Below are 19,939 nucleotides of genomic sequence, written 5' to 3'. Positions count from 1 at the left end.
CTCTTGAATTGAATCACCCAGGATGACCTGCAAATGGCCCGAAGCGTGTCTAATCATTCTTGTTCCATTTCCATTTGCTGCGATCCATGTTTGGATTGGGCATTGGCATCCTTGCTCCGGTTGACGACCACCATGATTCGAGGTCGGCCATCAGCTCTTCCGCCACTTGGGGCATGTCATTCGCGAGGTTCTGGGTTTCGCCTGGGTCTTGCTTGAGATCGTATAACTCCGTTCTGCTGCCGAGGATGAATCTCCCGTAAAGAGCGCCTGCCCCGCCCGGCACACAGCCAGTGGGATCAAGGTAGTCTCCGAAGTAGTGAATGAGTTTATAGTTTCCTTTGCGAACCATAGAGCAAGGTGTCTTTGCGTAGCCAACCACATACTCTGGATGATGAGAAAAAATGGCATCGCGTGCAAAAGAGCCTGTTTGCTTGAGTAGCGGAACGAGACTTACGCCATCCAGAATTTGATCCTTCCTCGGCTGGGCTCCCGCCAGGTCCATGAATGTAGGGAACAGGTCGACCACGTGCACCGGGGCAGTGCAAGTGCTTCCAGCTTTCACTTTGGTCGGCCAGCGAACAATGAACGGCACCCTGACTCCCCCCTCATAAAGCTGCCCTTTTCCACCGCGAAGCGGATCATTCTTCCAGACCCGGGTGAGGCCCCCATTGTCGGACAGGAAAAGCAAGAGCGTGTTTTCTGCGATGCCCAATTCGTCCAACTTGTCAGTGATCCGTCCGATCGAACTGTCGAGATATTCGATCATGGCAACGTAGTCGGCGGTGACCCGTTCTGAAAACAGACCTCGAGGATTGCTGCTTCGCTTGAACCCGCGGTCAACCGCCCGTTGAACACTGGATGGCGGAACCTCCAGCGGCATGTGTGGCGAACGATGGGCAGCGTACGCGATGAATGGGCCATCACGGTTCTCTTCAATAAACTCGATGATGTCGTCCGTGATAGCGCTGACATTTTTATCATTTCGATTTGGCGTCGCCGTCCCGGCCCATTGCAAGCCATAGTCATGTAAGTACTCCATTCCACGATTTTTATTCTTCAATGCGGAATTCGTATTGAGAGGCCCTCCAAGGTGCAGCTTCCCGCTCATGCCGGTTTTGTAGCCGGCGTCCCGCAGCATCTCAAACAGGGTGTAAACTTCAGGTTCGAGAGCCTTGGGGCGGCCCGGGGAAATCATAGGCGCATAGCCGGGTGAACTAGTCTCAACCGATGTCAGCCCGGTTCGCGCACCATACTGTCCGGAAAATATCGCCGCCCTGGTCGGGAGGCATTGCGACAAGGCATAGGCATCCGTGAACCGCATTCCTTCTGCTGCCAGTTGGTCAAGGCAAGGTGTCTGTGCGAGTTCGGAGCCATAGCATCCAAGGCCATTCCAGCCGAGGTCATCAGCCATGATGATGACAATGTTGGGCGGTCTTTCTTCGGATTGTCCACGAAGCGGAAGCACGCTTAAGAAGGCTATCAGAAAAACGATGGAGGGTTTCATGAGTTACTCTTTTCCGTTCCAATCCTGCCCTTAAGCCTAATTTCTGTCTCTAGCCATGCGTCGGAACTTTCTCCGGGCAACTCGTGCTCGTCAAGAGCGAAGGGAGTTTGCGTGAGACGCTCCAAGACTCTTGGCGAACTCCGCTACTCAAGTCAAATTCGGGCTTTCAGTTTTGACTTCCCGACAGATCAACGTATCGTCGATAAACTGCATCCAGGTCGGACGTTGGTCCGTGTAGCAGTATTCCATACTGCAATCTCAAGCCTGCATCTCCTGAAACTTCGATACGGCTCTTGGGGCCCTTCTTCATCGCCTGGCGGCCGAAAGGATTTGCTGCGATCACGCCGTAGTTTCGCGCGTGCATCCAACTCTCGCGAAAGTTATCCGGGTGACACAGTATTGTCATGCCAATTCTCTCGTCGCCAATCGTTCCGCTATAGTCACACCACTTTGATGGCTGGCTCCAAACTTGCTTGGCTCCGCGGCGACCTTCAGAGTCACTGATCTGACCGCTCTTCAGCTCTGCAATCTCAGTGGCAACGCGAATTCCCAATCCCATTTCTTCCTGATCGCCAAAATAGAAACGATTGCCTTCGGGGGATGAGAACGTCGAATCCCATTGCAGTAGATAGCCTTCTTCCAAAACTCGGATCACGCAACGGAAGTCCTCCACACACACCACCCGTCCATCTGCTCGTTGATACGCTTTACGTTGTGAGAACGATCCAAACCTCGGGCCACCCGTTGGTGATTCGGTGAAGCCTTCATGCACCACGCGACCTTTGTTGCGCCAGAAGTCTTCACCGTCCAGATCACCGAAAGCCAGCCAAATTCCCGGATGCATATCGGCGTGATCCTGGCGGTCACCTTTTCCGGGTGGAAAGTTTCGAGTGACCTGTGTGCCACTGGGCGATTTGACGTGAGCAAAGTAGGGCCTGGGAATCTCTGAGTCTTCGTACACGTAGGTGGCAATCGGTTTGTCATCAATTTGGATCAAGACTTCGCCATCGCCCTGCTGAAAGACGACTCGATCCGCACGATTAGCTGGATCTTGAGCCGGCGCCGGCGACGAAGCGAGAATGGTGATAACGCCAATACAGAAAACTGATGTTCGCATGAATTGTCTACTGAGCTGGGGATGCAATGGAACTCGTCGAAAGAGTCGATCTGTCAGGTTAAAACGAAAGTCTTGACGACTTCGCTACAGGTGCGTGTTACACCCCGCCAGGAATGGCCCAGTGACCGCCATCGCGGTAGTCTCTTGAGAGCAACCGGTTGGCGACTTCGTCATTAGTGATCGTCTCTGATGCCGGATCGATTCGCAGGGAACGTCCGGTGCGAACAGATATATTTGCCAAGTGAATCAGTGAGACGGAGTCATGACCGGTGGCGATGTCCGCTGCGGGCTTTCGGTTCTCGGTGATGGCCTGGAGGAAGTCGACTTGGTGGTTCCTTGGCAGCCCCAGCGACTGATTGCTGAAACGATCCACGGAGAGAGTAGCACGTTTATTTGAATCATCCCACAATTCGAGTTTGCCCCGTTTGCTAACGAACAGCATTCCTTTGGTCCCGTAAAACTCGACGCCCGTGTCACAATTGTGTGGATAGTTCTTCGACCAGATTCGCATCTCAAACATCAGTTGCTTTCGCCCGCCGACGCTACCATCGCCGGGCCATTGGAAAGCACAAGTGGCTGTGTCTGGGAACTGCTGATCGTCGTCGAAGTAGTATTTGCCGCCAATCGCGGAGGCCGATGAAGGGAGTCCGTCCACCCCTAATCCCCAGCGAGCGATGTCGATTTCGTGCGCTCCATCGTTGCCGATATCGCCAGTGCCAAAGTTATGCCACCAGTGCCAGTCGTAGTGGAATCGATTCGCTTGATACGGCATAAACTCGGCCGGCCCCACCCACATGTCATAATCAACACCGGCTGGTGGTGATGTTGGCTCTGCACGACCGATGTTTTCGCGTCGTTGGACGTTCCAAGCCTTTGCCATGAGCACATTGCCAATTACACCTTCGCGGAGCATCTGGATCGCCCCAACCGCGAGCGGATTGTTCCTGCTCTGAGTGCCATGCTGAACGACGACCTGGTTGCGTCGCGCAGCTTCGACCAGCAACCGGCCTTCAAGGAAATTGTGACTACATGGTTTCTCGACGTAGACGTGCTTGCCTGCTTCACACCCCATGATTGCCGCTGGCGCGTGCCAGTGGTCGGGCGTGGCAACAACGATCGCGTCGACAGACTTGTCGTCCAGCACTCTTCGCAGATCACTGGTGGTGTGTTTTGCGCCGGTATCCTTTTGAAGGTCCTTCGCTCGATTCTCGTCTGGATCACAGGCCCAGGAGATTCGCGCTGCGTCATCAAAAGTTCGGCGCAGATTTTTCGATCTTCCACCGCAGCCGATGAATCCCACGATCGGCTGCTGACCACGAGCCGCTGCCTGAGCGACGTTGGTGTAAGCCATGGCCGACAAGCTGATTGCAGTGCTCGCGCGGATGAACCGTCGACGTGATGTTTTAGACATGATTGGAGTCCTCGAGTTTCTTTGATTCTGCACAGCTCATTTATCTCGTAATGAAGACGCAAGCGAAGTCATGGTGATGAGACGATCCAAACAAACGCACCAATGATTCCTCCAACAAACAGCCAGATTGTCATAAACCCGATGGTCGACGTCCGCGACGGCATCGGTATCTCCAACCCGCCCGCCCTGATCAGCATTGGGCGATCAACCGCCTGCGTTGTTGTCGGTAACGTGCAAGGCTGCAGCACCTCCTCGCCAGGTTGGACGGGAGTGCGACTGAGTTGGTAGAAGCGATTCAATTTATCTGGGCTCACGGGGCGCGTAAACAAGCTGACCACGATTCCGACAGCGGAAGCGGCCAGACTGTAAAAGAGGATTTGCCACGGCAGATAGACAACAATCTTGTCGCCCTCGGCCCACAGCAATCGAAGCGATTGGCTGCCTGGTATTCGACCCAACCCATTGATGAACCATGGTTGCGTCGAAACCCACCACGCGAAAAATCCGGTGACGGTTGTGGCCCAGGCACCCGCAACCGTCATCCGCCGCCAAAACAGACCGATCCAAAAGACTAACCCCATCATCGGGGCAATCATGAACCAGATCTCCAACGCCTTGACGACGCTTGGCACCCAGAATGCGAAAGCGACTCCACCCGCGACTACCAGAATCGAAGCGAGTCGACCGACCCAAATACAGTGCTTATCGGATACTTCTGTTCGAAGCGGCTTGTAAATGTTTTCTGTGAACAATGCGGCGCTGCTAATCATGAAGGAATCGCATGAACTCATCACTCCGGCCAACAACGCGGCCAAGAACAAGCCGAGTAGTCCTGGCGCCAAGCCAGGCAGAAAGGTGTATGCCACTTCGCCGTAGATGCCATCAGCCGTGCGTTTGAGCGATTCTGTGTCGAGTTGCGAGGGGGCGTTTCCGTTTTGGATGTACCACGCAACAGCTGCGATTGCCGTGATCGACCAAGCCGCTGTACACAGTCGTTTGATTAGATTTCCGCCCACGATGCCGACTCGACCTTCCCATTCGGTCTTACCAGCCGCGCAAACGCCCATGATGAACGGTTGAGCGACAATGCCCACCAAAGCCTGGAACGACATCATGATGATAAAGAACCATGAGATCTTGCCAGGTGCGACCAGTGAAAGCATTGCATCGTTGCTGATCGTTTCCCGCACGCCACTCATGCCGCCGACTTCCCACAAGATGAACGGCAACAGCATAAAGGAGAATGCAATGGTCAGAATGCCCTGAATGTAGTCCGTCACAATCGCTGCGCCTAAACCACCGGCTGCACCATAGACAACGAACATCAGAGTCACCGCAATGATCGCAACATCAGCATCGATCAGGCCCCCCGTTCCTGCATCCACCAGAGCACCAGCGCCTTTGAGCATCAGGCCGATCTTGATGCACATGCTGGCGATTCCGACGATGGCGAAGAGGACCGCTACGCTCCGGTCGTAGCGCAATTCGTAAACGTCAGCAGTGGTAATTGCACGAAACCGCCTAAAGATTGGTGCAATGAGCCAATAGAATGGCGTGACGAACAGCCAAAGCCATTGATACCAGATTCCACTTAGACCAGTGCGAAACGTGGCCGAAGAAACCGTCACTGCCTGGTCGGAGGCTGTCCCCGTTCCGAAGGCGTGCATCATCATCATGCCTTTGCCAAACTTGCGAGGCATGAAGAAATCATCAAGCCCAGTGATGCGCCGGCCCATCCATATGCCCATGATGGTGATGCCTATCAAATAGAGCACGACCACCAATCCGTCGATCGGATGCAGGCCTGCAGTAGCAGCGACAGGCAATGTCACTCCCGACAGCATCTATGAATCCTCCGCGTCGTTTGGATGTCGAAACGCTTCAATCACCGCGCTGTTGTCCGCGTCACCGAACCCCAGCTCCGCGGCGTGTTCAAGAATCGTTTGATGAATTCGACTCAGTGGTGTATTTGCTCCCGCTCGCTCGGCTTCAGCAAGGATCAGACGCACGTCCTTGAGGTGCTGAGAGAGTCTGGCCTGAATCCCATAGTCTCCTTCCACCATCCGCCTTCCCTTGATTTCCATCACACGTGATGCGGCCGGTGTCTGTTTCAGAATCTCCAGGACTTGATTGGGATCAAATCCGAGCGATTCCGCGAACACCAATCCTTCCGCCAGAACCGCGCGATGCAGGCCCAGGACCAGATTGTGAACCAACTTAAATCGTGAAGCTGTACCAACTGGTCCAAACCAAAAGTGCTTTGATGTGATTGCCGCCAGCAACGGTTTCACGCTTTCCACAACCTCGGCGTCCCCACCTAACAACAAAGCAGCCTCCCCCGCGGTGACCTGAGCACTCGATCCGGCTACCGTCGCCTCAAGATAAGACACTCCAAGCTCCGCAAGCGATTGGCCGACAGCAATCATCTGCTGCGGATCGCCAGTCGTTGTATCAACAACAATCTGGCTCGGCTCGAAGTCGGTGCGAAGCTGCCGGACCAAAGAAAGGACTACGTCACTGGTTGGCAAAGAAAGAATCAGCACATCGCAATTCTGAACCACTTCCGCCGCGCTATCGCAGGCGATGCCACCGCACTGGCTCAAGGCCTGCAGTTGTTCCTCGTTGGTGTCGAACCCGTGGACTCCGCGTCCATCCTTCATCAATCGGTTCGCAAGCGCAGAGCCCAATAAACCGACGCCAATTAGTCCAACAGAGTTTGTGTTCATGGCTCTTTGCAGTAACGACCGGACGAATTCGTTTGTAGCGTGTGAATAGTCCTTCACGATGAGGTTGCATCGCTGTTATTCCGTGTTATAACATAGTCAGTGGTGACCGCAACCGACCGCCGGAAAAGGGATGCAATGGAACCGTCTCTCGCCGAGAAGGCTTACACGCATATTCGAGGTAAACTTGCCGATGGCGAGCTTGCGCCGGGAAAACAGCTCGTGAATCGCGCCCTTGCAGACGAGATTGGCGTTAGCGTCATTCCCGTTCGCGAGGCGATCAATCGGCTGACTTCTGAAGGACTTGTCGAGCATGTTCCCGGTGCCGGCGCATTCGTTCGAAAGGTGGATCGCGAGCAGCTCAATCACCTTTATGTCCTGCGGGATGCGCTGGAAAGTTGCGCGGCGGGTGAAGCGGCACGCAACATTACGCCCTATCAATTGGAGGAGCTGGAATCGCTTCTTGAAGAAGCGTGGGAATTCTCACGTCAGGTCGCTTCAAACGCAAAGAAGTTCGCCACGAAGCGGCAGATGAACTTGTGGCTGGACAATGAACAACGGTTTCACGAGTTACTGGTCGAGTCCGCCCAAAACCCGCTCCTGGCACGAGTTGTTCACGAGCACCGAGCGATTGGCCAGGTGTTCGACGCTCAGCGCGACGATCCTCGGCTGCTCCCGGCTGAAGTCGCGGAGTACACCTGCGCTGGAAGGAGTGATCTGATCGAGGCTCTTCGCGCACGAGACCATGGACGCGCGCGTCAGCTCACGAGCGAGCAAATTCAGCGAGGCCGCAAACAGGTGATGGATCACCTTCGGAGAAAAGGGTGAAACCATGAATCGACTATTTGGGGAACTCGTCAAGAGGTTCGGTGGATGTCAGATGAGTCGGTCGAAAGTCTTGACCATTTGCATGGCTTTCGCCTGCTTCGCAGATGCAACGGTTGCCCAGACTCCAGTTTCTACTGAGCCGGAGCGTCCGAACATTCTGTTCATTGCGATTGATGATCTGCGCCCAGCATTGGGTTGCTACGGGGATCCTCTCGCCAAGTCGCCTAACATCGATCAGTTCGCAAAGTCCGCCAGACGATTCAATCGGGCGTATGTACAGCAGGCGGTCTGCGGGCCTTCGCGAACGTCTCTTTTGACCGGACTGTTGCCGGACCACACTCGGGTCTGGCACAACCGCAATCGGTTCCGGGAAACACATCCGGATCATGTGACGCTGCCGCAGCTATTCAAGCAAGACGGCTATCGTACACTCGGTTTCGGAAAGATCTTCAGCGGCAATGAGAAGGAGCTTGACCCGGTTTCGTGGTCGGAACCTGAAACCCTGAAACGCAAAGGGTGGAAGAACTATGTGCTACCGCACAACCAGGGCAAGGAAAAGAAGCAGGCAGCTTACGAAGTCGCTGACGTTGCAGATGACGCCTATCCCGATGGCAAACTAGCCGATGTGGCCGTCAAGACCCTTGAGAATCTAAAGAAAGACGGCGGGCCGTTCTTCCTGGCGGTTGGATTCTTCAAGCCGCATTTGCCCTTCAACGCGCCAAAAAAGTACTGGGATCTGCATGACCGAGCGGCGTTTGAACTGCCGGAGGGTATACGCGAGCCAGTTCGGCTTTCTCCCAAAATCGCCCTGCATTCTCATCGTGAACTGGGCGGTTACAAGGGCGTGCCGAAGGACGAAGATCTGGACGTCGAACAAAGTCGACAACTGCGGCACGGTTACTACGCGTGCGTGAGCTATGTCGATGCACAAGTTGGCAAAGTACTGGGTGCATTGAAGCGGCTTGGGCTCGAACAAAATACGATTGTTGTCATCTGGGGAGACCACGGGTTCGCTTTGGGTGAAACCAACCGGTGGTGCAAGGCGACGAACTTTGAACTTGATACCCGCGTGCCGTTGTTGATTCGTACACCGAATCTTGCCCAACCAGGTTCTGCCACAGACTCATTAGTGGAGATGGTCGACCTGTATCCGACCCTGGCTGCTGTAGCTGGACTGGGTGCGCCGGCGGATCTCGACGGCCGCAGTTTCTCGCCGATACTCAAAGATCCGCAGGCACCAGGCCGCGACACGGTTTTGAGCCAGTTCAATCGGCCCTGGACGAGTACGACACCCGAGGTGATGGGCTACTCAATCCGAACTGAGAATGCACGCTATACCCGATGGATCGATTGGCAGTCGCGCGAGACGATCGCAGAAGAACTCTACGATTATTCTGGGCCACAAAACGCCACGCTACATGCCGGGCACCTGATCGAACAGCAGAACATTGCAGCGAGTCACCCTGACTTGCTCCAACGCATGAACGATCAGATGGACGGTCTGCTCGCGTCACGACGAAAGGTGGCGAGGGAATGATGAACCATCCGCATCGGTTTGGTATCCGCGAGAATTCTCTCCGGGTTGCCTCCTGCTTCATCGCTTGCTGCGTGTTGGTTGGTGCAGCTCAAGCAACCGAGCCCTTCTTCGAGAAGTCGGTACTTTTCGAGGAGCAGACCGACGGATTCGTGCTCTATCGAATACCAGGCATTGTGGTGACGGCCAAGGGTACGGTCTTGGCATACTGTGAAGCCAGGAAGTTCAGCATCGCGGATCGTGGGGAGATCGAAGTTCATCTTCGGCGAAGCAACGATGGCGGCAAGACATTTGCTCCACCCGTGCAAGTTGCTCACTTGGGACCTCGCCTACCCAGGAATCCAGTGCTTCCTCCGGGAAAGGAAGCGAAGGACATGGGCGGACCGAATGAGCAAACGGTTAACAATCCAGTCGCCATTGCCACACGCTCAGGACGGGTGCATCTGATCTATTGTGTTGAGTACATGCGATGCTTCTCGATTCACAGTGACGACGATGGGCAAACGTGGTCGTCTCCAATCGAAATCACGTCAGCTCTTAACTCGTTCCGTGAACACATCGACTGGCAGGCGATTGCGACCGGGCCTGGGCATGGGATCGAGTTGTCGAATGGTCGACTGATTGTTCCGGTTTGGATATCCGATTATCGATTGTCCGGTAGAACCGGCAAGGCAGCGGCGACCATATATAGTGACGACGGCGGTACGACGTGGCATGCGGGCAACCCAGCCATTCCGACAGGTGGCGAAGCGAACGTTGTGGAACGATCCGATGGCAGTGTGATGCTGACGGCGAGAAACGGGGATTCACGTAATCGTCGCCTGGTCGCCTTCAGTTCGGACGGCTACAGCGACTGGTCCGCGCCTCGGATCGCGGATGAACTCAAAGAACCGGGATGCATGGCGGGCGTGACGAAGCACTCGATTGACCAGGATGCGCCCTACAAGCTCTTGTTCTCGAACGCGCAGACGACGAAACGCAAGCACTCGGCAAGGCGCAACCTGACGATTCATCTGAGTCGCGACGACGGAATCACTTGGCCGATCCAGCGTACGATCGAACCCGGCCCGAGCGCCTACTCCGATCTCGCTGTTTTGCCCAACGGAACAATTCTCTGCTTCTACGAATCGGGCGTTGCTAAGCCCAAGATCGAGCGAACAAGAGACTGGGCCTACGCCAACCTCTCATTGGCTCGCTTCAATCTCGCATGGGTGAAGGGGAAACCATGATAAAGAAGTTGCGTATGTATTTCCTCTTGGCGATTGCGACGGTCGTCTCCGCCGGGATCACGCGTGCCGAGCATCCGAATGTTCTCCTCATCGTGTCCGAGGACAACGGGCCGGAGCTGGGTTGCTACGGCGATCGGTTTGCGAGAACTCCGCATCTCGATCAACTGGCAGAGGATGGCATTCTTTTTCGTCAGGCCTTTGTGCCTCAGGCAGGTTGCAGCCAGTCTCGAGCTAGCTTTCTGACCGGACTCCATCCGCATCAGCATGGCCAGTTCGGTCTGGCGACCTGGGGCTTTCGGATGTACCGAGCGGACACTCCCAACTTGCCACGCTGCCTAAAGGAGGCTGGCTATCGGACCGGCATCATTGGCAAGCTGCATATCCACCCGGAATCCGCGTTTCCGTTCGACATGCATGAAATCACAAGTGCAAACTTTCAACGGACGCAGCTGAGTGACTATGCAAGGTACGCGAAGGAGTTCATTGAAGCGGGCGAGGGACCGTTCTTCCTGAGCGTGAACTATCCTGACGCACACAAACCGTGGATCGCACAGGTTGATGGACTGCCCAAGAATCCGCAGACCAAAGATGACGTGCAGGTGATGGATTACATGGGCATCGACTCCCCTGAGTTTCGCGAGATGGTGGCCGATCATTACAACTGCATGAGTCGACTCGATTCGCTTGTGGGTGATCTGCTGCACGTTCTTGATCAATCAGGAAAAGCCGATAACACCATCGTCATCTACATCGGTGATCACGGGGCAGACATGCTTCGCGGCAAGCGGACGTGCTACGAAGGCGGATTGCGCATTCCGATGTTGATGCGCTGGCCGGGTCACATTGCCCCTCAGGTTCGGGATGAATTGGTTTCGACACTGGACCTGATGCCGACATTGCTTGACGCATCAGGAGCCGACGAAGTTCCGGGGCTACCGGGAGCGAAGCTTCAGCCCTTGTTTCAGTCGGGCTCGGCCAACTGGAGGACCCACTATTTCGCCGAGTATCACACACACGCAGCGGCGCCCAATTACTTTCCGCAGCGAAGCGTTCGCAGCGAGCGCTACAAACTTATCGAAAGCCTGCTGCCCGATACGATTCACCCCGACTACGACATCACGATTGAGAAGCTGCAAGCCAGCAACCGCGGGCAGAATGACGGCGGCAATTTGGACCTCAACGCGGTTATCGCTGCCTCCCGTCCAGAAGTCAAAGCAGCGTATGCGTTGATGCGCCAGCCGCCGCGTTATCAGCTGTATGACTTGCAGGAGGACCCTTACGAGTTCCGCAATCTCGCCGAAGACCCTGGTCACGCGAAGGTACTTGCGGACTTGCAGGAACGACTCGATCGGTGGCGTCGCGAAACCAACGATCCGCTACTTGATCCAAAGAAGCTCCGCAGGCTGACAAAGGAAGTTCGCTCAGTGAAGAAGAAGTCCGCGGGTAAGAAGTACACGTGGAAATACCCGGACTACCTATTGGACTGAGTCCACAGCGAATGCCCCATGAAAAAGTACGTTCTCCTTCTTCGCGCTACGATTGTCGCTGCTTTGCTATACGGCTCCGCCTGTGTGGACGACGTGTCCGCTCAACAAACCAGCACACCAACTGTGAAATGGACCGTCCGCGATGCGCCAGACTTCCGCTACCAGTTTCTAGAAAAGGTGAAAACGACGACGCTACTGCACGCAACGCCCGAGACGGGAACGTTCAACCTTCACGGGTACCTCACACACTTCAAAGGAGTCCTGTTTGCGTGCTGGGATAGCCAGGCACGTGACGAGAACACTTCGGGGCAGCATGGTGTCTACCGGCACTCGACCGACAATGGAAAGACATGGTCCGACCCGAAGACTCTGTTTCCTCCGCTTGCCGACAACGTCCCGGCCTCGGTCGCAAAAGAACCCAGGCCGTTTCAAACCTCTCAGGGCTTCGCCGAGATTGAAGGTCGTCTCTACGCAGTGACCTGTGTCGATCGAGCCGTGAAAAAGAAAGTCTATCGTTTCAATGAAGTCTCACGGATCCGGATCGGATTGCTGGCCCGTGAGGTGCGAGACGACAAGACCTTGGGGCCGGTTTTCTGGCTATCGGACTCAGCCCCCGATCCGGAACCCGGTTATCCCGCTATCCCTGCTGGCGACCGGACGCTCGTCGCCAAAATCAACGCCTGGTTCAAAGAGCCGGCCAAATTGCCACAACTACTCTTCAAACCCAGGCAGTGGCCGGACTCCGATGACGAACACCGGATGACAGAGCCGACGCCTCCGTGGCGTCTGCACGACGGAACCTGGGTGAGACTCTATCGAGATCAAGGGACCATTCATGGAAAGAGCAAGGCCGAGATTGAAGCCTCTCGGCCACGACGCCACTACGCAGCTTTCTCCTTTGATGACGGCAAGACATGGACAGCCCCCACACGGACGAATTTTCCCGATACCGGCGCTCGCGCCAATTCCGGACGACTACCCGGTGGCCAGTACTACGTCATCAACAATCCCCTGCCGATGTCGAGCAGGCAGGGAGGCCGCAGCATGCTGGCCATCTCGTTGTCCGGCGACGGTCTGAGTTTCGATCGCATGGCGGTCATCAAGTTCATCGCTCCAGCGCAGCGTTATGAGGGTAAAGCAAAACGGGCAAATGGATACCAGTATCCGCACTCGGTCGTCGTCGGAAAGTACTTGTGGGTGATCTATTCGGTCAACAAAGAAGATATCGAAGTCGCCCGTATTCCCATTGCCGAACTTGAATCCATCTAGCGCCACAGGAAGAACAATGCATCAGCAAGGGTTACTCTTGAAGGGACTCCTCTCGACTGCAGCGGCAGTCGTGATGCTCGGCGCGCTGTTATCGGGAAGTGCGTTTGCCGCGCAGCCGAATGTTCTGATGATCGTCGTCGACGACATGAACGATTGGGTCGGCTGCCTGGATGGACATCCGGATGTGAAGACTCCCAACATCGATCGGCTGGCAGCACGTGGCATGCTGTTTTCCAACGCCCATTGTGCCGCGCCAGTATGCAATCCGTCGCGAGTCGCCACGCTGACTGGAAGGCGCCCCGGCAGTACCGGCATCTACGACAACAGTGCAAAGTGGCACGAAGCGATCCCGAATATCACGTCGATTCCGCAGCACTTCAAGGCAAATGGATTTCACGTGGTGGGAGGCGGCAAGGTGAATCACCACATGCCCGGCTTCAACCGGGTTGACGACTGGCACAGCTATTTTGATCAGGTCTTCGATGGTCATTACCAGGACCGATTGCATCGCGGCCTGGATGTCAGCAACTTCCGCTTCCCGGATGGTTTTCCGCTCAACAGACTGCCAAGTGTGAAGGCGCAAAACAAGCCGCCGAAGAATCCGCGAGAATTTGATTGGGGACCACTCGACAAGAAAGATCTCGAAACGGGGGACGGCCAGCTCGTGCAGTGGGCAGTTGATTTCCTGAAGCAGACGCCTGACAAGCCGTTCTTTCTGGCCGCGGGCATCTATCGACCTCATTTGCCGTTCTACGCCCCTCGAAAGTACTTTGACCTCTATCCACTCGAGTCCATTCATCTTCCCGAAATCAAGGACGATGACCTCGATGATCTGCCGGCGATGGGGCTGGAGTTCGCAGCTCAGCGACGTGAAGACTACGAACTGGTGATGAAGTCCGGAAAGTACCGCGAACTGCTACAGGCATATCTGGCCAGCATCTCATTTGCGGACGCCATGATCGGACGCGTGCTCGACGCGTTAGACGAAAGCGGACACGCGGACGACACGGTCATCGTGTTGTGGTCCGATCACGGCTGGCATCTCGGCGAAAAACAACATCTGCACAAGTTCACGCTTTGGGAGCGATCAACACGCATCCCATTCGTGGTGGTGGCCCCTGATGTGACGCAACCGGGTTCCGTCTGTGAGCAGCCGGTAGGGATGCTTGATCTGTTTCCCACACTCAATGAGCTGTGTGAACTTCCGCAAGTGGATGGACTGAGCGGACAGAGCATCGCGGCCTTGCTGACGGATCCGAACCGTGCGTGGGAGCGTCCTGCGTTGACATCGCACGGACGAGGAAACCACGCATTGCGGTCTCAGCGATGGCGCTACATTCGCTACGCCGATGGCGGCGAAGAGTTGTACGACCACGCGAATGATCCCAATGAATGGACGAACCTTGCATCCCGACCAGGGTTTGCGGAGATCAAGACTGAACTTGCACGATGGCTGCCCGAGACGGACGCCAAACCAAAGAAGCGAAAGAAGAAATGAGTGTGACTACTAGAGGCCGTCAGAAAACCGATCCGAGTTGCTTCGCAAGCACGGCATCTGCTGCGTCTACGATTCGCAGCATCGGTCTTAGGACTGGTTCTAAGAAAGCAAAGTCACAAGCGAATCTTAGGTTCACTTGCCTGCTCTTGTTATTGATTTCATGGCCCGTCGTATGTTCCGGATCCAATTCGCCCCAGGCATCTGGCGAGACGTTGGCGACCTGGGGTTTGAATCTTCCCGACCGACCGGTTTCGCGCCGCATCAGTCAACGAAGCGAATTCAAGGGTAAGCGAACGTTCGGCAAGTTAATCGGTCCAGGGTGCATTCGTCGCGTTTGGGTCACCGGGAATTTCATCAGTCGAAAGGACATTCTTCGAGTTTACTTCGACGGCGAAACGATCCCGTCCGTCGAGGCCCCGTTGCCCGATTTTTTCGGCCTCATGCACAATTTGACCCAACCGGGCAAGAACTATCAGATCAATACCCCTTTTCTCGCTGTAAAGCCCAAACTAGGGATGACGTGTTCCATTCCGATGCCCTTCGCCAGGAGTGCACGATTTGAGATTGAATCACCGGAGGGCTGTATCGTTTATTTGATGGTCGACTGGCACGAGTACCCCGACCAGCAATTGACCGAGAAGATGCGATTTCGAGCACGCTGGCGTCGTGAGGCTCCGGTAAAGGATTTTGCGGACGACTATATCATCGCTGATGCGGATGGCCCGGGTAGACTGATTGGGTTTGTTTACGCTGTTGATATGCTGGAAAGTCGGCACAAGATGAGATGGAGTCATGGTGGCGCGGACAATATCTATATCGATGGCATGGGGGACCAACCGTCGTTTCTGCGCGGCATAGGCGGTGAAGACGTATTCGGAGCATCTCATGGAGGAGGCGATTACGTGGCGCAATCGTCCCTGTATTCGGATATGCCGTACTACATTCAAAAAGATGCGACCGGTGATCGCCAGAAACTGGTGGGCTATCGCTTTTTTGCCCACGACGCGATCCACTTTTACGAATCATTGCATCTTCGGTTTGGAGCGCGAGCGCACGATGTTTCCTCGACCGTGTATTGGTATTCCGAGAAGCCCGTTAGGCCGTATTTCAAGATGCCGCCGGTCAAACAGCGTTTGCCGCAAACCAAAATCCTCAGAGGTGAATACGACATTCCCTTGCCGGATTGCGGGTCCTGGTGGTTGGCGGGGCCATTCGGGAAAGTAGAGCACTTGCCCAAAAGCGATGGAAGGTTTGACCCCCAAAAACCGTTCATCGACCGCCCCTGGAATAAACGCAGTTCCATCCGAGGGTTCGTTGAGTTTAATCACGTTTTACGTCCCAAAGCATCCAACGCCAATTCTCCTACGTTAGACGGATGGGCGGTTGCAGTAAGCAAACTGCAAGCTCCGAAGGAAATGACCGTTGATGTCCGACTGGCCTGGGATGATCACTTGATCCTCAAAATCAACGACGATCCACCGATTGACCTCGGCTCTCAGCCCTACATCCGCGCCAGAAGTGTGAAAGTCAAGCTTCGTAAAGGCACGAACGAAGTGCAGGTGTGGTTGACCAACCGAGTTGGTGTGACTCGCGGTGCGTGGAATTTTGCGTTTCGTGCGACGACACCAGAGGGCATCATCGTTCACCCGAAAGCCGAATAACCTGAAGACGCTTGCCCGAATCACTCCTGTTCCCATTGGAGAAGCTCTAAAAGAGGAACAGGAACGCGTACGGCGGATGTTGGAAGCACAAGAAAAGAAGCCATTATATCGATTTTCCCCTCTTTCATTCAGAAAAGAGAATAGCCATGTCAAACCAGGTTCAGCTTGTTCGTCGGGCGGTCGCATCCGTGATCGCTTGCAGTCTGCTGCCCGGTTTCACCGCGGCCATCCATGCTCAGACAGTGGACCCTCAATCCGTGTTGGGCGACACCACAATGCCGTCCCCGGAAGATGGTTCGCAAAGGTTCCCTTATGGAATTACGGGGAAGACGCCTCCTTCCCTGATCAAAATCAACTTCGAAGGACAAAAGCCTTACCACAAGCACCGCATCAATCTCAGGCTCTTTCAAGGCTGCCCCCAGGTGGAAATTTCCGAGGGCGGCAGACTCTGGGCAACATGGTTTGGCTCCAACGTTCAGGCCGAACGAGCTCCGTTCCACAATGACCAGTTCTCGGTCATATCGACCTCGGCAGACGATGGCAGGACCTGGAAAGAAGTCTTCGTCTTCGACCCGAGCGAACTCCTCGGCGGGGGCGCTTCCGACCCGATGCTGTGGAAGGATCCCAGGGGTAATATTCGCTTCATCGGCCTCAGAAACATCGATTTCAAAGGCCGGGACGAATTCGCCTCCTCCGCGTGGGAATTCACCATGCTCGATCCGGAGAACGAACACACCGCCTGGACCGCGCCGCGCCTGCTTGGAAACAAGAACATCTCCGTCATGAAGCCGCTCATTTTTCCGGACGGCACGATCATGCGCTCGATGGACGACTTCAAGCTTGTCGGCAAGCCCGACAAGGTGAGAATTCGCTTTCTGAAAGAAGACACTAACGGCAAGCCGATCTTTGTTTCCGCTTTGCCCGTGGATGACGACGCGGTTTTTGCCGAGCAGATGCCGATCATCCGAAAAGACGGCAGCCTCTTCACTTTTTACCGGGCCAAAAAGGGACAGAAATTCGCCGAATCCTTCGACGGCGGCAAGACCTGGAAGCTGGGCGGCTACTACCCGATGCAGTTCTCGATCAACACAAAGTGCATCCTCAAAACACTCCCTTCGGGACGAGTCCTCCTGGTCGCAAACGACGTCCAGATGAAAGAGAAAGACGGCAAGAGAACGTTCTACTATACCGACGAGAATGGAAAAGAACGCGTGCTTGAAAAGTACAAGACAGCGCGCACCCGCATGACGGCCTACTTGAGTGACGACGACGGCAAGACATTCCCACACAAACTGCTTTTGTGCGATGACGGACAAATCAGTTATCCGTCGGCCGCGCTGGGGAAAAACGGGGCAATCTACATCGTCTACGACCAGGGACGCGGCACGATAGGCCAGCACACCATCTTTCTGTCGAAGATGACGGAAGAGGATATCCTTGCGGGCAAACTCGTCAACGGCGTTAGCTTCTTGAACAAAATCGTAAGCCGCCCCAGCGACCAAGGCGGCGGGCGCCGCGAGGGCGACACAATCTAAGGAACGGGGGAGAAGCAGTCGCGGAACTCGTCAAGACTTTCGTCGACGCGCACACCTGCCGAAAGTCTTGACGACTTCCGCTACCGCTTAATCGAGAACCAGAATCTGTCATGTTCAACTATCTACGATCGTTCCTCGTGCCTAACGAAAGTCTTGACGACTTCCGCTACGGATTGCTCATTGCCTTGCTTCTGGCGCCTGGAATTGCGCCCGGCAACGAACCCGATTACACGGGCGACGTGACAGACGTCCGCACAATCCGACGAGTCGAGCAGCATTCACAGGCATGGCGCGTTTGGCAGCCGTTCATCATTCAGGGAGACAAGAAGAATCAGCTCCTCGTCGCATTCGGAGCAATGAGAAATGGCAAGAAGGACATGGGTGATATCTTTGCCACACTTTCCAGAGACGACGGCGATACATGGGAGGAACCCGTCGCTGTTTTTGATCACACGCAACGACAGGGCGCGATTCAGTTCGCCTATGCCAATCCGGTGCTGTATCGCGTGCCGGGACAAGCTGTGATCTGGTGCTTCGCGATGCGGTGCTCGATTGCCCAACGCAACAGCGAGGAATCGCAGCTTGCGGCCGCGTTCACGGCTGATGGCGGGCGATCGTGGACACCGGTTGAACTCGCCATGCATTACACCGGGCCACTGATTCTGAATGCCTCGCCGGTGAAGACAAAGATCGACGGCAAGACACGCTTCCTGCTCCCCGCACACCGAAACACTTTGGCCGCTGATCCACGCGGCTCACGCGACCACTTTGTCCTCAGCAGCACCAGTCTGCTGGAGTGGAAATTGGAAGCCTTCATTCCACAACCGACCGACTCCAGGGTGTTCCTTCACGAGGGCAACATCGCTCCCGGCGACAACAAGGGCGAACTGAAAATCGTGATGCGGACGGCCAACTACGACGAAACGGACCTGACAACAGATCCGCCACGAGCGTATTCCAGCGTCAGCACCGACGGAGGCCAAACATGGTCCGAAGCTCGCCCCGAGCCCGAACTACACAACGCCAAATCGAAGGGGTACTTCGGTCGCTCAGAAGATGGCACACATCTCTACGTCTACAACGACGGCCCGGCACAACGTGACAAGGCACCTGGTTTTCCCAACGGCGGGCGCACGTCACTGCGATACAAGACCAAGCCACCGGGCGACAACTGGAGTGAGGAAAAAACGTTCTATCACGCCGGCATCAAGAATTCCTATCCAACACTGTGCGAAGTCGCACCGGGTGACTTTCGCTGCGTTTGGGACAGCGGAACGGCTGACACGACGCGAACACACATTCATTTTGGCAAGCTGAAGATCACGCCATGACGCCCTCCGAGTTGCGAGAATGTCTGCATGAGGGACGGAAGGTCTTTGGCACGCTGATTGTGTCGCCATCACCACGCTGGCCTGAAGTTGTCGCGAAATGCGGCCTGGACTTCGTGTTTATCGACACCGAGCACATCGCTCTGGATCGAGCTCAATTGAGCTGGATGTGCCAGACCTACAACGCGCTCGGCATTCCGCCGATCGTCCGAATTCCGTCACCGGATCCACATACCGCCACGATGGTGCTTGACGGTGGTGCCGCGGGAATCATCTCGCCATACGTCGAATCCGTTCAGCAAGTCGAGGCACTGCGAGGTGCCGTTAAATTGCGGCCCATCAGAGGCCAAATGCAGCAGGCAATGCTGGCAGGCGAAACCGTCGGTCCAGAGCTGGAACACTACATACGCGAGCGTGCATCGAAGCGACTTCTGATCGTCAATATCGAAAGCACGCCAGCAATCGAAGCTCTCGATGGCATTCTGCAAGTTCCCGATCTCGACGGAGTGTTGATCGGGCCTCACGATCTCTCCTGCAGCCTCGGCATTCCTGAGCAGTACGACCACCCGGACTTTCTTAACGCGTGTGAAACGATCTTCAACAAGGCGCGCAAGGCCAGCGTGGGTGCGGGCATTCACTTCTGGGGTGAAGTGCAGCAGCAGAATCGTCTGCTGAAACTCGGGGCGAACATGCTGATCCACAGTGCGGACATCAGCCTCTTTCAAAAACACTTGCAATTAGAGTTGGCTGCCATCAAAACGGCAGCCGGGCTTACAAGAGAAGACACTGCAATCTCCGCTCCCGTTATCTAATAG

Annotated in this window: 15 protein-coding genes; 10 read left to right on the top strand and 5 right to left on the bottom strand. The window is 55.3% G+C overall.

Features of this window, described 5'->3' with window-relative positions; translation table 11 throughout:
• Nucleotides 1–49: 49 nt before the first annotated feature.
• The 5 genes from Poly41_RS14345 to Poly41_RS14325 all read right to left on the bottom strand — a co-directional run bounded on the left by Poly41_RS14345 (nt 50) and on the right by Poly41_RS14325 (nt 6,815).
• Nucleotides 50–1,504 (bottom strand): sulfatase, encoded by a 1,455-nt coding sequence (locus Poly41_RS14345; RefSeq protein WP_146526939.1) that lies wholly within the window; start codon nt 1,502–1,504, stop codon nt 50–52.
• Between the two features lie 166 nt (nt 1,505–1,670).
• On the bottom strand, nt 1,671–2,621 hold the full coding sequence (locus Poly41_RS14340) for a DUF6807 family protein (protein ID WP_146526937.1): 951 nt from the start codon (nt 2,619–2,621) through the stop codon (nt 1,671–1,673).
• 97 nt (nt 2,622–2,718) lie between these two features.
• A complete protein-coding gene (locus Poly41_RS14335; protein ID WP_146526935.1) occupies nt 2,719–4,032 on the bottom strand; it encodes a Gfo/Idh/MocA family protein in 1,314 nt (437 codons plus the stop codon).
• Nucleotides 4,033–4,100: 68 nt separating this feature from the next.
• Entirely contained in the window at nt 4,101–5,864 is a 1,764-nt protein-coding gene (locus tag Poly41_RS14330; RefSeq protein ID WP_197231333.1) for a sodium:solute symporter family protein, read from the bottom strand.
• Between the two features lie 12 nt (nt 5,865–5,876).
• The gene (locus Poly41_RS14325) at nt 5,877–6,815 is read right to left on the bottom strand and encodes an NAD(P)-dependent oxidoreductase (protein ID WP_261344899.1); all 939 of its coding nucleotides are present in this window, start codon (nt 6,813–6,815) and stop codon (nt 5,877–5,879) included.
• A gap of 78 nt (nt 6,816–6,893) precedes the next feature.
• Between Poly41_RS14325 and Poly41_RS14320 the strand changes: the two genes are divergently transcribed.
• The 10 genes from Poly41_RS14320 (at nt 6,894) to Poly41_RS14275 (ending at nt 19,936) form a co-directional block, all read left to right on the top strand.
• Nucleotides 6,894–7,583: a GntR family transcriptional regulator gene (locus Poly41_RS14320; protein WP_146526929.1), complete on the top strand. Its 690-nt coding sequence runs from the start codon at nt 6,894–6,896 to the stop codon at nt 7,581–7,583.
• Between the two features lie 4 nt (nt 7,584–7,587).
• Complete coding sequence (locus Poly41_RS14315; RefSeq protein WP_146526926.1) at nt 7,588–9,120, top strand: sulfatase; 1,533 nt, start codon at nt 7,588–7,590, stop codon at nt 9,118–9,120.
• Nucleotides 9,117–10,346: a sialidase family protein gene (locus Poly41_RS14310; protein WP_197231332.1), complete on the top strand. Its 1,230-nt coding sequence runs from the start codon at nt 9,117–9,119 to the stop codon at nt 10,344–10,346. Before Poly41_RS14315 ends, Poly41_RS14310 begins: the two co-directional genes overlap by 4 nt.
• Nucleotides 10,343–11,833 carry a sulfatase family protein gene (locus Poly41_RS14305; RefSeq protein ID WP_197231331.1) on the top strand — a complete coding sequence of 497 codons (1,491 nt, stop codon included), beginning with the start codon at nt 10,343–10,345 and terminating at the stop codon, nt 11,831–11,833. Before Poly41_RS14310 ends, Poly41_RS14305 begins: the two co-directional genes overlap by 4 nt.
• 18 nt (nt 11,834–11,851) lie before the next feature.
• On the top strand, nt 11,852–13,102 hold the full coding sequence (locus Poly41_RS14300; protein ID WP_146526923.1) for a sialidase family protein: 1,251 nt from the start codon (nt 11,852–11,854) through the stop codon (nt 13,100–13,102).
• 16 nt (nt 13,103–13,118) lie between these two features.
• Nucleotides 13,119–14,600 (top strand): sulfatase, encoded by a 1,482-nt coding sequence (locus Poly41_RS14295; RefSeq protein WP_231615656.1) that lies wholly within the window; start codon nt 13,119–13,121, stop codon nt 14,598–14,600.
• A 227-nt stretch (nt 14,601–14,827) separates the two neighbouring features.
• Nucleotides 14,828–16,261: a glycoside hydrolase family 172 protein gene (locus tag Poly41_RS14290; RefSeq protein ID WP_197231329.1), complete on the top strand. Its 1,434-nt coding sequence runs from the start codon at nt 14,828–14,830 to the stop codon at nt 16,259–16,261.
• Nucleotides 16,262–16,407: 146 nt separating this feature from the next.
• Nucleotides 16,408–17,796 (top strand): sialidase family protein, encoded by a 1,389-nt coding sequence (locus Poly41_RS14285; RefSeq protein ID WP_146526920.1) that lies wholly within the window; start codon nt 16,408–16,410, stop codon nt 17,794–17,796.
• 110 nt (nt 17,797–17,906) lie between these two features.
• The gene (locus Poly41_RS14280) at nt 17,907–19,127 is read left to right on the top strand and encodes an exo-alpha-sialidase (protein ID WP_146526918.1); all 1,221 of its coding nucleotides are present in this window, start codon (nt 17,907–17,909) and stop codon (nt 19,125–19,127) included.
• Nucleotides 19,124–19,936: an HpcH/HpaI aldolase family protein gene (locus tag Poly41_RS14275; protein ID WP_146526916.1), complete on the top strand. Its 813-nt coding sequence runs from the start codon at nt 19,124–19,126 to the stop codon at nt 19,934–19,936. Before Poly41_RS14280 ends, Poly41_RS14275 begins: the two co-directional genes overlap by 4 nt.
• Nucleotides 19,937–19,939 lie beyond the last annotated feature (3 nt).

Origin of the sequence: Novipirellula artificiosorum, assembly GCF_007860135.1 — a bacterium.
GTDB classification, from domain to species: Bacteria; Planctomycetota; Planctomycetia; order Pirellulales; family Pirellulaceae; genus Novipirellula_A; species Novipirellula_A artificiosorum.
Note: the sequence above shows the minus strand (reverse complement) of the source record. Positions and strands in the feature narration are given on the sequence as shown.

Bases quoted from the DNA above. Each gene is read 5' to 3' on its own strand.
- Poly41_RS14320 (WP_146526929.1), top strand. From the start codon at position 6,894: ATGGAACCGTCTCTCGCCGAGAAGGCTTACACGCATATTCGAGGTAAA.
- Poly41_RS14275 (WP_146526916.1), top strand. From the start codon at position 19,124: ATGACGCCCTCCGAGTTGCGAGAATGTCTGCATGAGGGACGGAAGGTC.
- Poly41_RS14295 (WP_231615656.1), top strand. From the start codon at position 13,119: ATGCATCAGCAAGGGTTACTCTTGAAGGGACTCCTCTCGACTGCAGCG.
- Poly41_RS14305 (WP_197231331.1), top strand. From the start codon at position 10,343: ATGATAAAGAAGTTGCGTATGTATTTCCTCTTGGCGATTGCGACGGTC.
- Poly41_RS14345 (WP_146526939.1), bottom strand. From the start codon at position 1,504: ATGAAACCCTCCATCGTTTTTCTGATAGCCTTCTTAAGCGTGCTTCCG.
- Poly41_RS14310 (WP_197231332.1), top strand. From the start codon at position 9,117: ATGATGAACCATCCGCATCGGTTTGGTATCCGCGAGAATTCTCTCCGG.
- Poly41_RS14280 (WP_146526918.1), top strand. From the start codon at position 17,907: ATGTTCAACTATCTACGATCGTTCCTCGTGCCTAACGAAAGTCTTGAC.
- Poly41_RS14340 (WP_146526937.1), bottom strand. From the start codon at position 2,621: ATGCGAACATCAGTTTTCTGTATTGGCGTTATCACCATTCTCGCTTCG.
- Poly41_RS14335 (WP_146526935.1), bottom strand. From the start codon at position 4,032: ATGTCTAAAACATCACGTCGACGGTTCATCCGCGCGAGCACTGCAATC.
- Poly41_RS14285 (WP_146526920.1), top strand. From the start codon at position 16,408: ATGTCAAACCAGGTTCAGCTTGTTCGTCGGGCGGTCGCATCCGTGATC.
- Poly41_RS14315 (WP_146526926.1), top strand. From the start codon at position 7,588: ATGAATCGACTATTTGGGGAACTCGTCAAGAGGTTCGGTGGATGTCAG.
- Poly41_RS14300 (WP_146526923.1), top strand. From the start codon at position 11,852: ATGAAAAAGTACGTTCTCCTTCTTCGCGCTACGATTGTCGCTGCTTTG.